The sequence below is a fragment of the Phenylobacterium sp. genome, assembly GCF_004297125.1.
GTDB lineage: Bacteria > Pseudomonadota > Alphaproteobacteria > Caulobacterales > Caulobacteraceae > Phenylobacterium.
In genome coordinates, this window is the sequence record NZ_SCVD01000030.1 from 35,768 (window position 1) to 48,675 (window position 12,908).

Consider the following 12,908-nt stretch of genomic DNA (forward strand, 5'->3'; position numbering starts at 1 on the left):
TTTGACCACTATGACACCGGTAGCAATTCGCGCTACATCCGTTTCAACGACAGAGGAAACGGGCATGGTTCGGGGCGTATTGGCCGGTGTTGTCGGCGCGTTGATGTTGGCGTTCGCAGGCCCCGCGGCCGCCCAGGCCCCCACCACGGAGCAGACCCTGGCGGCGATGAAGACCGCCACCCGCTTCATGGTCGAGAAGGTCGCCTACAACGGCGGCTACGTCTGGTCCTACACCGCCGACATGTCGCGCCGCTGGGGCGAGCTGGAGGCCAAGCCCACGATGATCTGGGTGCAGCCGCCCGGCACCCCGACCATGGGCCACCTGTTCCTCGACGCCTATCACGCCACCGGCGACGACTATTATTACCGCGCCGCCGAGAAGGCGGCCGAGGCGCTGATCTGGGGTCAGCATCCGAGCGGCGGCTGGCACTACATGATCGACTTCGGCGGCGAGGCCTCGATGAAGGACTGGTACGCCACCTATGGCCAGAACGCCTGGCGGATGGAGGAATTCCAGCACTACTGGGGCAACGCCACCTTCGACGACGCGGGGACGTCGGAGGCGATGCAGTTCCTGCTCAGGCTCTACGTCGAGAAGCGCGACCCACGCTGGCGGCCGGCGCTGGAGAAGGCGCTCAACTTCGTGCTGGAGAGCCAGTACCCGATCGGCGGCTGGCCGCAGCGCTATCCGCTGAAGAACGAGTTCAGCCACCACGGCAAGCCGGACTACACCAGCTTCATCACCTTCAACGACGACGTGGCCGGCGAGAACATCAAGTTCCTGGTCATGGCCTACCAGGCGCTGGGCGACGCGCGGGCGCTGGAGGCGGTGAACCGGGCCATGAACAGCTTCCTGGTCACCCAGCAGGGCCAGCCGCAGCCCGGGTGGGCGCTGCAGTACACGGTGGCCGACCTGAAGCCGGCGGGCGCGCGGACCTATGAGCCGACGGCGCTGGCCACCCACACCACGGCCAACAACATCACCCAGCTGATGAACTTCTACGAGCTGACCGGCGACACCAGGTACCTGGCCCGCGTGCCCGAGGCGCTGGACTGGCTGGACAAGGTGAAGCTGGCCAAGCCGCGGCCCGACGGGCGGACGCACCCGACCTATATCGAGATCGGGACGGACCGGCCGATCTACGTCCACCGGCGCGGCTCGAACGTCGTCAACGGCGAGTACTACTGGGACTACAGCGACCAGAAGACCCTGGCCCACTACGGCGCCTGGCGGAAGATCGACGTGGCGGGGATGCGCGCCCGCTATGAGCGCCTGAGGACGAGCGATCCGGCGGAGGTCACGAAGGACTCGCCGCTGATGGCGAAGGGCCTCGTGCCGCTGCCGAAATACTTCGCCACGCGGGACCTGGAGACCTCGGACCTGAACATCAAGGCGCAGAAGGGTTCGGCGGTGACGTCCGATGCGGCGGCCAAGCTGGTCGCCGGGCTGAACGCCGAGGGCTACTGGCCGACGCCGCTGGTGGCGACCAGCAACCCCTACACGGGCGCGACCCCGCCGGCGAAGGCGGACAAGGACTATTCGACCACCCACGTGGGCGACGCCACCGACACCTCGCCCTATCCGACCGACAAGCCCGTGCTGGGCATCTCCACCGGCGCCTACGTTCAGAACATGACGACCCTGATCGACTATCTGGACCGGGCGCGCTGAGCCGCTAGGCTCGGAGCCATACCGGAGATTCCAGGATGCGCCTTCGCCTGCTGCTCGCCGCTCTTGCCGTGGTCGCCGCGGGCGAGGCGATGGCCCAGGTGGTGAACCATGACCTGCCGGTCCAGGCGATCATGGCCACGGGCGTGAACCCGGGGGCGCTGGCGTTCTGGGCCGGCGGCAACGATCCGCCGGAGGGCGAGACGCCAGCCCAGGCCGAGGCTCGCTGGGCGGAAGCGCTGAAGGGCGCCCAGACGCTCCAGGTGAAGGGGCGCGAGCTGATGCAGCATTCGCGGCCGGGCCGCTGGAACGAATTCGCCCAGATGCTGGTGGACGGTGCGGCGGCCGGCGAGGCGGCGGCCAAGGCCAGGGACGCCGGGAAGGCCTTCGAGATCGGCGGCGGCCCGATCTACGACGCCTGCAACGGCTGCCATAAGACCTACATCCCGTCGCCGAAGCGACTGCCTTAGCTCTCCTGGATCTGGCCGCCGGACTCGCCCACGAGCGCGACCTCCGAGAAGTCGAGCTCTTCCTGAAGCAGCAGGAAGGTGTCGCCGCCGACCTGTCCCTGGGCGCGGAGCTCCTCGAGATGTTCGCGCTGGCGGCGGATCGCCTTGAGGCCCAGCCGTCGCTTCTCCGGAAGCTGCGGATCGTCCTGGGAAAGGGCGGCGGCGCGCACCGCCTCCAGGCCATAGCGCCAATGGTCGGCGGCCGGGCCGGTCTCGCCGTCGAGGGTCGTCAGGGCGACGGCGGCGAGCCGGGCGCGGGTCTCGGCGAGCTCGGCGTCGAGATCGTCGTGGCCGTCCAGCTTCAGCAGGCGGACCAGAGGGGCCAGGGTCAGCCCCTGGACCACTAGCGTCGCCAGCACGACGGCGAAGGCCGTGAGCACGATCAGGTCGCGCTGCGGGAACGAGGCGGGCAGGGCGAAGGCGGTGGCCAGGGTCACCAGGCCGCGCATCCCGCACCACCCGACCAGGATGCCCTGGCGGAACGTCGGCGGCGGCAAGTCGCCGCGGATCGCTGGGAACCAGTTCACCACCCGATTGTAGATCATTACCCAGACCATCCGCGTCGCGATCACGCAGGCGATGACCGACAGGGCGAAGATGGCCGCCTCGCGCAGGCGCTCGGGCTCCATGGCGCCGACGATGGCGCGGGCCTGGAAACCCATCAGCAGGAAGGCCAGCACGTTCAGCAGGAAGACCGCGCTGCTCCAGACGGCGAAGCTGTGGATCCGCACCCGCGGCGCGGTGGTGAGGCCTGCGGTGCGGGCGATGGTCATGGCGAAGGCGACGAGGCAGAGGACCGGCGACAGGCCCAGGCGCTCGGCGATGATCCAGACGCCGAAACAGCTCACGAACTCCATCAGGTTGCCGCCCAGCGTGCCCGTGACGAATGGGGTGAGGTACCGGAACAGCCTGGCGATCGCGAAGCCGAGCAGCAGGCCCCCGGGCGCGGCCAGACCAAGGTGGACCGCCAGGCCGGCGTCGATCTCGCCGCGGGTGTGTATGGACACGGCGGCGCTGAAGAGCAGCAGCGCCGTGGCGTCGTTCAGCAGGCTCTCGCCCTTGAGCACGGTCACCGATCGGCGGGGCATGCTCACGCTGCTGAGCACGGCGGTGGCGGCGGCGGCGTCGGGCGGGGCGGCGATGGCGCCGAGCGCCAGCGCCGCATAGAGCGGCAGGCCGGCCATGGCGACGCCCAGCCAGGCCACGGTTCCGGCGCTCACGATCACGGCCAGGACCGCGAGGGCGAACAGCGGGCGCCAGAACCGCCTGAGAGCCTGGACCGGGAAGTCGAAGGCCGCGTCCACCAGCGCCGGGGCGATGAACAACGCCAGCGCCATGTGCGGATCCAGGGTGATCGCCGGGGCACCGGGGATCACCGCCAGGCCGACCCCGGCCGCCGCCAGCATGGTGGGGTAGGGGATCGTCAGTCGGCGCGACACCTGCAGCAGGAGGATCGCGACCGCCAGCAGGACGAGAAGGCTCTCGAAGAAGCTCACGGGGCGACCCCCGGCAGGCTGGCGGCGATCCAGTCGGCCGCGTCCAGGCCACTCTGCCAGGCGCCATGGGCGGTGGAATAGTCGTGAGCCGAGCAGGCTTCGCCCGCGAAGCAGAGTCGCCCACTGGGCGGGCGGGCCAGGACCGCGCGCGCGTCCGCATGCCCGGGCTCGGCGTGGCTGTAGGATCCGAGGATGGTGGGTTCGGCGCCCCAGCGGGTCACGGCGAGCGGGGTCAGCGACTGGACGAACCGGGCGCCCAGGAGCTCGCGCAGTTCCTCGCGAACGAAATCGAAGGTCGCGGCTTCGCCCGCCGCCTCGAGCTCGCGGGCCAGGGCGCCGCCGAGGAAGGCCTCGATCACCGGGCGGCCGAAGGGACGCAGGTAGTAGCTGCCGGTCCCGGCGCGATCCAGTTGGCCCAGCAGGTGGGACTCCGGCGGCACCGCGTCGGGCTCGGAGAGGGCGAGGAACACCTTGTTGTCGAGGCCGAGCGGCAGGCGGGCGGCGGCGTGCAGGTGGTCGTCGAGAGGCGGCGAAAAGCGGATGTCGCCGCGCGCCAGGACGTTGCTGGAGACGGTGACGATGGCGGCGCGCGCGCGGATGGTTCCGCGGTCGGTCTCCACCGTGACGCCGTCGCCGTGGGCAATGGAGGTCACGCGGGTGTCGAGGGCGACGGGCAGGCCCGCGCCGAGGTCGCCGAGGAACGCGCCGTAGCCCGCCGGAAGCCGCCAGTTGTTCTCGCTGGCCGCATCATCGTAGGCCAGGAAGTCCCGCACCGAGAGCTGGTCGAGCTCCACCCCGTTCATGAAGCTGCTGATCCCGTCGAGGAAGGGACGCCAGGGGTCGTTGCGCGCCACGGCGTCGCCGGCGCGGTCGCTGGGGGGCGGCGCATGGCGGAGCCGCTCGCCCAGACGCGCGTAGGCGGTCCAGGCGGCGCGCTGGTCCCGCTCGGGAAAGTCGATGTCGTGGAGCTGGCGGCGCCAGGCGCCTTCGCTGCGGTCGAGGGTGCGGCCCTGGGCCTCCGCCAGGGCGACGAGGGGGTTGCGCTCGGCCGAATGGAGCCAGCCGCAGCCGTAGTCGAAAGGCAGGTCCAGGAGCTGAACCGTGTGCGCCCGGCCGCCCAGCCGCGGCAGCGCCTCCAGGAGCAGCACCGAGCAGCCGCGATCGACCAGCCGGCGCCCGGCGGCGATCCCGGCCGCGCCGGCGCCGACGATGGCGACGTCGATGTCCCCGCTGACGGGGCCGGTGGCGTCTGGCTTGGGCGTAGAGACGGACACCGGCCACCTATAACGCTAGCGTCAGCGCAGCCAACCCCGCCGCGCCGCCCAGGCCAGGAACAGGTCGGGCCAGGCGTGGGCGGGCTTGCCGCGCGCCAGGTAGATGCCGAACCCATGGCCGCCTTCCTCGAAGATGTGGGCCTCGGCCGGAACCTTGGCGGCGCGCAGGGCGGTCAGGTAGTCCAGGCTGTTCTCGACCGGCACCGAGGTGTCGTCGGCGGCGTGAACCAGGAAGGTCGGCGGCGTCCCGGCGGTCACCTGGCGATGCGGCGAGTAGGCGGCCTCAGCGGCGGGCGTGGGCGAGGCGCCCAGCAGCGCGGTGCGTGAGCCGACGTGCGCATGGGGAAGCGCCATGTCGATCACGGGATAGAGCAGGGCGGACAGGTCGGGCCGCGCCGGCAGGCGGTCGGCCTCGTCGACCGGCGGATAGACCGTGCGGTCATGGCCGGTGGCGAGGCTGGCCGCGACATGGCCGCCCGCTGAACAGCCCAGCGCCGCGACCCGGGCGGGATCAACGCCATAGCGGCCGGCGCCGGCGCGGATCAGGCGGATGGCCCGCTGGGCGTCCTGCAGGGGGACGTCGGCCCGGTCGGCCCAGCCCTCGGCCGGCAAGCGGTAGCGCAGCACGAAGCTGGTGACGCCGGCCTCCGCAAGGCGATGGGCGATCTCGAAGCCCTCCTTGTCGATCACCACGCGGATGTAGGCGCCGCCCGGGATGACGAGGCACGCCGCGCCGTTGGGCCGGGCCGGCCGGAACACGGTCATCAGCGGCTCGCCGACGCCGGTGACGATGCGGTCCTGGAAGCCCGAGGTCTTCACCCGGTCGAGGACCCGCTCGCGGGGGACGGCGGCCAGGGCGCCCGGCGGCTTGCCCGGCCAGAGCTTCACGATTTCCGTGGGATCGGCGGCCTGCGCCAGGGCCGGCGTCGCGGCGCTCGCCGAGGCGAGGGTGAGGAGCGTGCGGCGGTCGAAAATCATAATGACACCGGTAGCATTCGCACTTTTGCGCGGCTAGACGTGGCGGCCATGTGGACCCGTCGATCCGTGCTGGCGTCCGGCGCCGCGTTGCTGGCCAGCCCCGCCGGCGCGGCCGAGACCTATGCGGCGGCGCTGGCCACGGCCTGGGGCGGACCGATCGACGCCAGGGCGGCGCACCGGCAGGCGCTGGTGGAGGCCCGCCGGCTGCAGGTGCGGGCCGACGTGCTGCTGCGCGGGCAGGGCCTGGTCCGGGGGACGGTCGCCGAGCGGATCGGCGCGCTCTTCGCCGACCCGCGCTTCCTCTACCCGGACGACGACGCCGGGCGGGACCGGGCGGTGGCCGAGATGAATGGCCGCCTGGCGGCGCTGCGGCCGAAGCTGGCCGGGGTCTTCGGCGTCGCCATGCCCGCCGCCGAGGTGCGCCGGATGTCGCCCGCCGACGTGGCGCGCGGCCGGGGCGGCTATCGCGAGCCGCCGGCCTATTACGTGGACCTGAAGGCGATCCGCGAGCGGCCGGCCTGGACCCTGCCCAGCGTCGCCTTCCACGAGACGGTCCCCGGCCACGCCCTGCAGGCCACGCTGCAATCGTCCGACCCGGCGAAGCAGTCCTACCTCGGCGTCTATTCGGAGGCCTGGGCGACCTACGCCGAACAGCTCGCCGCGGACCTTGGGGCTTACGCGGGCGATCCCCTGGGCGAGATCGGCGATCTGCACTGGCGGCTGTTCCGGATGGCGCGGGTCGTCGCCGACACGGGCCTGGGCGCGCTGGGCTGGAGCGCGGAGCGGGCGCTGGCGGCCATGCGGGACCTGCAGGGCCACGCGATCGCCTTCGCGACGATCGAAGCCGACGTGGCCCGCATGGGCCGACAACCCGGGACATACGCCGCGCAAGGGCTGGGCGCCCTGGAGATCGCCCGCCTGCGGCCGAAGCCTCGGGCGGGGTGGGCGCACTTTCATCGCGCGATACTGGCTGACGGACCCTTCCCCTGCGGTATGTTCGCCGCCGTCGTGCGTGCAAGGGAGTCGGCCCGATGATGGACATGAAGGTCGCCCCGGTCCCCGAAGCCGCCGCCGGCGCGGCGGTCCACTATCTGGAGGACCTGCTCGAGGAGGTGATCCGCTACCTGGACGGTGAGGAGGCGGCCGCCCTGGTGCAGCGGGCCCGCGACGTGGCCCGCCAGGACGACGAGGAGGCGCTGGAGGCGCTGTTTTCCACCCTGCGCCCGGACCAGGCGGTCTACCTGGCCCGCGCCTTCACTTGCGCCTCGATGCTGTCGAACCTGGGTGAGGATGTCGTCGGCCGCCGCCGTTCGGTCGAGGCCGAGATGGAGCCGGGCGCGCTGCCGCACACCCTGGTGGACGCCGCCCAGCGGCTGGGGCCGAAGGTCGCCGGGCGGATCGTGCCGCGCATGGTCGTGGCGCCGGTGCTGACCGCCCATCCGACAGAGGTGCGCCGCCGCGCGGTGGTGGAACGCGAAGCCGAGATCGCCCGGCTGATGTCACTGCGCACGCACCACCTCCTGCCGCACGTGGAAAAGCGCCTGCGGGAGGACCTGTTCCGCGAGGTGGCCCTGCTCTGGAAGGCGCGGATGCACCGGCCCGAGCGGATCAGCCCGGCCGACGAGATCCGCAACTCGCTGGCCATCGTCCGGCGTTCGATCCTCCCGGCGCTGGCCGACCTCTACGACGGCTGGAGCGAGCACTTCGAGAGCGCGACGCCGCTGACCCTGGGTTCGTGGCTGGGCGGTGATCGGGATGGTCATCCCGGGGTGACCGGCGACACCTTGCGCCTGGCCATGCGCTCGCAGGCGCGGCTGATCCTGAACCATTACTCGGACGAGGTGCGCAGGCTCTGGTTCGATCTCGCCGTCAGCGTCGACCTGACCCCGGCCAGCCCCGGCGTCCTGGCGCTGGCGGAGGCCTCGCCGCACGCCGGGAAGGACGACGCCCACCGCAAGGACGAGCCGTACAGACTGGCGCTCCAGGAGATCTGGGACCGGCTGTCGGCGACCGCTAACCGCTTGGCCGGCGGGGCGTGGCCCACGGGGTCGCCGGCCTACGAGGCGGCGGCGGACTTCGTCGCCGACCTGGAGACCATCCGCCAGTCGATCCGGACGAACCTGGGGGAGCGCGTCGTCGGCGGGCGGCTGCGCACTCTGGTCGCCGTGGCGCGGGCCTGCGGCTTCCACCTGCTGTCCATCGACCTGCGCCAGAACGCCGACGTCCACGAGCGGATGATCCACGAGCTCTACGTGCGGGCGGGCGTGAACATCGACTACCTGGGCTCCGACGAGACGGAGCGCGTGCGGGTGCTGTCCAAGGAGCTCAGTCACGACCGGCCGCTGCGCTCGCCGTTCCTGGACTACAGCGAAGAGACCATGCGCGAGCTGGGCGTGCTGGACGCCGCGGCCGAGGTGGTGCGGCTCTATGGCGAGAAGGCGCTGGGCGCCTGCATCATCTCCAAGACGGCCACCCTGTCAGACGTGCTGGAGCCCCTGGTGCTGCTGAAGCAGGCGGGGCTGGTCCAGGGGGGCGACAAGGGCCGCAGCGCCATCCGCATCAGCCCGCTGCTGGAGACCATCGGCGACCTGGAGCACGGCCCCGAGCTGCTGCGCCAGTGGCTGGCCCTGCCGTTGCCGCCGGCGCTGTTCGGCGAGCCCAAGTGGCGCGAGATCATGCTGGGCTACTCGGACTCCAACAAGGACGGCGGCTATGTCGCGTCGCGCCACAACGTCAGCAAGGCCGCGGCCCTGCTGGCGGCCCAGGCGCGGGAGCAGGGCGTGGACCTCTGGTTCTTCCATGGCCGCGGCGGATCGGTGGGGCGCGGCGGAGGGCCCGCGGCCCAGGCCGTGATGGCCCAGCCGCCCGGCACGGTGAAGGGAAGGCTGCGCCTGACCGAGCAGGGCGAGATGATCTCCCGCCGGTTCGGCGACCAGCCGACCGCACGGCGCAACCTGGACAGCCTGGCCGCCGCGGTGCTGATGGCCAGCGCCCGGCCCGACGAGGTTCAGGCGGGGTCGGGCATGCTGGACACCCTGAGCCAAGCCTCGTTCACCGCCTATCGCGAGCTGGTCTACGACAATCCCGCGTTCGAGGACTTCTTCTGGGGCGCCACGCCGATCGCCGAGCTGGTGGGGCTGAACATCGGCAGCCGGCCGGCCTCGCGCACGCCCAGCCGCCGGATCGAGGACCTGCGGGCGATCCCGTGGGTGTTCTCGTGGTCGCAGGCGCGGTTCATGCTGCCGGCCTGGTACGGTTTCGCGGGCGGGGCGGCCAAGGCCGGGCTCACCGCCGACGATCTCCGGAGCCTCGCCGAGGAGCAGGTCTTCGCGACCCTGGTCTCCAACATGGAGGTGGCGCTGGCGCAGTCGGACATGGCGATCGCGGCCAAGTACGCGGCGCTGCACGCGGGGACGGCGGGCAAGGCGATCTTCGGCCGCATCCGCGACGAGCACGAGGCGGCCTGCGAACTGGTCCTGGCGATCCGCGGCGGCTCCAGCCTGCTGGACAACCATCCGCAGATGGCGGAATCCGTGGCCCTGGCGGCCGAGGTGGTGGACCCGCTGAACCACCTGCAGCTCGAACTGCTGGCTCGGCGGCGGGCGGGCGACGAGGACCCGCAGCTCAAGCTGGCCATCCAGCTGACGGTGGCCGGGATCGCGTCGGGCCTGAGAAACACCGGCTGATGGCCACATCCGCGCCCTGATGCTAGGCGAACGAGCGCCATGCGAACGCTTGCCCTTGCCCTGCTGCTGACGATCCCCGCCGCAGCGGCCCACGCCGACCCGGTGCAGGAGGCGCGCTCGGCCACGGCGGCCTGCCTGGCGGCGGTGATCGACAACGCCCCGGTGGAGGACATCGACGGCGACGACGTCACGATCCGCCGCGGCAGGGACCCGGTGAGCTGCACCGTCCGGGTCAGCGCCGGCGAGCCGGTGCAGATCCAGGACGCGGTGCAGTCGGCGATCAAGCGGCGTGCCGAGCTGTTCGTGCCGGCCAAGACGAAGTGGCAGGCCGGCGACTGGGCGTTCCGCGAGACCTTCTGCAACATCCCCGGGCGGCGGGCGCTGTCGGCCTTCGTCAGCACCAATAGGCCCGGTTACCAGCCGGTGCTGACCGTGACGGTGTTCGAGGCGGCCAAGCGCGACGAGCGCTGCGACCGGGACCTTGGGGTGCAGCAGGTGGCGGCCGCCGAGCCGCCGGCGCCGGCTGCGGCGCCCGTTGAGACCGCGGCGGCCGCGTCCACGGCCGCGCCGGTGATCGAACTGCCGCCGCCCGCGGCGAAAAAGAAGAAGCAGAGCTTCCTGCGGCGGATCCCCGGCCTCGGCCGCCCGGACTAGGCCGCCGCCAGGGCCTGCGCATGAGGACTACCGCCGGACGGCGGCTCCGTTCCAAGATGCCGGAAAATCCTGGGGGAGACGACCGTGGCCGACAAGCTTTTCGACACCGAGTGGAAGACGATCCGCGTCGAGCGGCGGGAGGAGGTCGTCGAGGTGGCCCTGGCGCGCCCCGAGGCCCGCAACGCGCTGAACGGCGAGCTGATGGCGGAGCTGACCGAGGCGGCGGCCCTGCTGCGGCTGCGGACGGACGTCCGGGCGGTGATCCTGACGGGCGGCGACGGCTACTTCTCGGCCGGCGCGGACCTCTCGGCCAGCCAGGCGCGCACGGCCTTGCCGCTGATCGAGGCCCGGCGCGCGGTGATGGCGGGGCCGGACCTGTGCCGGGCCTGGAGCGAGATCGAGGCGGTGACCATCGCGGCGGTCGAGGGCTACTGCATCGGCGGCGGCGCGGCGCTGGTGCTGTCCTGCGACTTCCGGATCCTGGGCGAGGGCGCGTACCTGCGGCTGCCGGAGGTCCCGCTGGGGATGAACATGAGCTGGCGCAGCATCCCGAAGATCGTCGCCCTGGCCGGCCCGTCGCGCGCGAAGCAGTTCGTGATGTTCGGCGAGCCGGCGGACGCGGCGAAGTGCCTGGACTGGGGTCTGGCCGACGAGGCGGTGGCGGCCGGCGGGGCGCTGACGGCCGCGCGCCGCTGGGCCGACAAGGTGGCCGCCCTGCCGCCGATCCCGGTCCGGATGACCAAGGAGGCGGTGAACGCGGTGGCCGCCGCGACGGCCCAGGCCTCGATCTACATGGACCGCGACCAGTTCCTGCTGGCGACCTCCAGCCAGGACTACCGAGAGGGGATCGCCGCCTTCCGCGAGAAGCGGCCGGGGACGTTCACGGGGTCGTAGCGGCCCCCGCCTTCGCCGCCGTGTCGCGCTCGGCCTGGCGGCCGCCGGCGAGGATGTTGGCGAGGGCGTAGTTGCCCTCGTGGCAGGCGTATTCGAAGACGCGGGCGTCGGTGGCGTGGAACGGCAACTCGGCGCGCCACGGCTGGGTGTAGGCGCCGGGGTCGTCCACGACGTAGCTGTAGAGGATCTCGTCGGCGCCGGTGCGGGTGAACCGTTCGACGATCCGGGCGTCGGGGGTGAGCAGGATCCACTCGCCGGCGTTCCAGCGCCAGCGGTCGCGGGGGTTCAGGTTGGTCGTCTCGACCACCAGGGTGTCGCCCTCCCACCAGCCCACCGGATCGCCCATCCAGGGCCGGATCGTCGGCGGCAGGTGGCGGCGGTCGCCCAGGCGGACGATGCGGACCTCGTGGTTCTGCTCGCCGGAGAGGACCACGTGGTCGCGGGTCTGGAGGATCTGTATGTGATCGCGGTTCATGATCGGCGGCGCGACCCCGCCGCCGCCGCCCAGGAGGCAGCGCTCGTCGAAAGGGCGGCCTTCCGGATGGTCGTAGGTCAGTTCGTCCTTCAGCGCCTTCTCGGCCGCGGCTGAGGCGGCCGGCGTGTAGGGCAGGCGGCCGTCGGGCGTGCTGACGATCTGGGAGGTGCGGATCTCGCCGCGGACGCGCGCCAGGCCGCGGGGCTTGTCGAAGCGGTCGTCGTCCGTGACCCCGTCCTCGGGCGGCGGCGGATCGTCGGGATCAACGTCGCCGATGACCTTGGCGTACTTCTCCAGCTTCTTCGCCTCGAAGGCGGCGGCTTCCTCCGGCGTGGCCACCAGCGCCTTGAACGCCTTGGGACGCTGCAGGACGGTCATGGAGTCGGTGTCCCACAGACCTTGCAGGTCGGGGGCGCCGAAGCTGGTGCGCGGGGGCTTGTAGGCCTGGGCGTGGGCCGAGGCGGCGATCAGGAGCGCGGCGAAGAACGCTGTGCGGCCAAGCATCCCCCTAGGCGTTGCGCGCCATCAGCCCTCCGTCAACGGGAATGGTCGTCCCGGTGATGTAGGAAGCCGCCGGAAGGCAGAGGCTGAGCGTCATGTGGGCGACCTCCTCGGGCCGGCCGTAGCGGCGCAGCGCCGTGCGGCGGCGGGCATAGGCCTGCTTGTCCTCGTCGGGGATCGCCTCGGTCATGCCGGTCAGGATCGGCCCCGGGCAGATGCAGTTGACGGTGATCCCTTCCGGCCCAAGCTCGACGGCCAGGGCGCGGGTCAGGCCGGTGACCGCCGCCTTGGCCGCGGAATAGGGGCTGTCACGGCTGGTGGCGCCGAGGGCTTCGGTGGAGGCGATGTTGACGATGCGCGGGGCCTTGGACTTGCGCAGGTGGGGCAGGGCGGCGCGGATCAGCCTTTGCTGGGCGGTGATCAGGATCGAGAACGAGCGGGCCCACACCGTCTCGTAATTCTCGGCGTCGATGGCGGCGAAGCCGGAGACGCCGGCGTTGTTGACCAGGATGTCGATGCCCCCGAAGCGGGCGGCGACGGCCTGGGTGACCAGAGAGATCGCGGCGGGGTCGGCGACGTCCAGGGGCCAGGCCTCGGCGCTGTAGCCGCGGTGGACCAGGTCGTCGGCCACCTCGCGCACGCTCTCCGCGGCGATGTCGGTGCAGGCGACGTGCGCGCCCTCGGCGGCGAACACCTCGGCGGTGGCGCGGCCCATGCCGGAGGCGGCGCCGGTGATCAGCACGACGGAGTCTTTCACAGAGCGGGTGGGCAT

Annotated in this window: 11 protein-coding genes; 6 read left to right on the forward strand and 5 right to left on the reverse strand. The window is 71.9% G+C overall.

The annotated features are described in order from the left end of the window. Positions 1 to 103: 103 nt before the first annotated feature. Together EPO51_RS21695 and EPO51_RS21700 are read left to right on the forward strand one after the other, a co-directional pair. Positions 104 to 1,672 carry a pectate lyase gene (locus EPO51_RS21695; RefSeq protein ID WP_293354506.1) on the forward strand — a complete coding sequence of 523 codons (1,569 nt, stop codon included), beginning with the start codon at positions 104 to 106 and terminating at the stop codon, positions 1,670 to 1,672. A gap of 35 nt (positions 1,673 to 1,707) precedes the next feature. Further along, on the forward strand, positions 1,708 to 2,139 hold the full coding sequence (locus tag EPO51_RS21700; RefSeq protein WP_293354508.1) for a hypothetical protein: 432 nt from the start codon (positions 1,708 to 1,710) through the stop codon (positions 2,137 to 2,139). On the opposite strand, the gene EPO51_RS21705 is transcribed toward EPO51_RS21700, so the two are convergent. The 3 genes from EPO51_RS21705 to EPO51_RS21715 are packed head-to-tail and all read right to left on the reverse strand — an operon-like array spanning position 2,136 to position 5,926. Then, on the reverse strand, positions 2,136 to 3,674 hold the full coding sequence (locus EPO51_RS21705) for a cation:proton antiporter (RefSeq protein WP_293354510.1): 1,539 nt from the start codon (positions 3,672 to 3,674) through the stop codon (positions 2,136 to 2,138). The two genes, EPO51_RS21700 and EPO51_RS21705, sit on opposite strands and share 4 nt — an antisense overlap. After that, positions 3,671 to 4,948 (reverse strand): flavin monoamine oxidase family protein, encoded by a 1,278-nt coding sequence (locus tag EPO51_RS21710; RefSeq protein WP_293354512.1) that lies wholly within the window; start codon positions 4,946 to 4,948, stop codon positions 3,671 to 3,673. The genes EPO51_RS21705 and EPO51_RS21710 overlap by 4 nt, the downstream gene beginning before the upstream one ends. Before the next feature lie 21 nt (positions 4,949 to 4,969). Next, a complete protein-coding gene (locus EPO51_RS21715; RefSeq protein WP_293354513.1) occupies positions 4,970 to 5,926 on the reverse strand; it encodes an alpha/beta hydrolase in 957 nt (318 codons plus the stop codon). A 48-nt stretch (positions 5,927 to 5,974) separates the two neighbouring features. Here EPO51_RS21715 and EPO51_RS21720 point away from each other — a divergent pair, with 48 nt between their 5' ends. The 4 genes from EPO51_RS21720 to EPO51_RS21735 all read left to right on the forward strand — a co-directional run bounded on the left by EPO51_RS21720 (position 5,975) and on the right by EPO51_RS21735 (position 11,160). Next, positions 5,975 to 6,961: a DUF885 family protein gene (locus EPO51_RS21720; protein ID WP_293354515.1), complete on the forward strand. Its 987-nt coding sequence runs from the start codon at positions 5,975 to 5,977 to the stop codon at positions 6,959 to 6,961. Continuing rightward, the gene (gene ppc / locus EPO51_RS21725) at positions 6,958 to 9,612 is read left to right on the forward strand and encodes a phosphoenolpyruvate carboxylase (protein WP_293354517.1); all 2,655 of its coding nucleotides are present in this window, start codon (positions 6,958 to 6,960) and stop codon (positions 9,610 to 9,612) included. Before EPO51_RS21720 ends, ppc begins: the two co-directional genes overlap by 4 nt. A gap of 39 nt (positions 9,613 to 9,651) precedes the next feature. Continuing rightward, positions 9,652 to 10,266, forward strand: coding sequence for a hypothetical protein (locus EPO51_RS21730; RefSeq protein WP_293354519.1), 615 nt, complete (start codon positions 9,652 to 9,654; stop codon positions 10,264 to 10,266). Positions 10,267 to 10,350: 84 nt separating this feature from the next. Next, positions 10,351 to 11,160: an enoyl-CoA hydratase/isomerase family protein gene (locus EPO51_RS21735; RefSeq protein WP_293354521.1), complete on the forward strand. Its 810-nt coding sequence runs from the start codon at positions 10,351 to 10,353 to the stop codon at positions 11,158 to 11,160. Here EPO51_RS21735 and EPO51_RS21740 read toward each other — a convergent pair. Together EPO51_RS21740 and EPO51_RS21745 are read right to left on the reverse strand one after the other, a co-directional pair. Then, positions 11,147 to 12,139 (reverse strand): hypothetical protein, encoded by a 993-nt coding sequence (locus EPO51_RS21740; protein WP_293354523.1) that lies wholly within the window; start codon positions 12,137 to 12,139, stop codon positions 11,147 to 11,149. The genes EPO51_RS21735 and EPO51_RS21740 overlap by 14 nt on opposite strands. 4 nt (positions 12,140 to 12,143) lie before the next feature. Continuing rightward, positions 12,144 to 12,908, reverse strand: coding sequence for an SDR family NAD(P)-dependent oxidoreductase (locus EPO51_RS21745; RefSeq protein ID WP_293354525.1), 765 nt, complete (start codon positions 12,906 to 12,908; stop codon positions 12,144 to 12,146).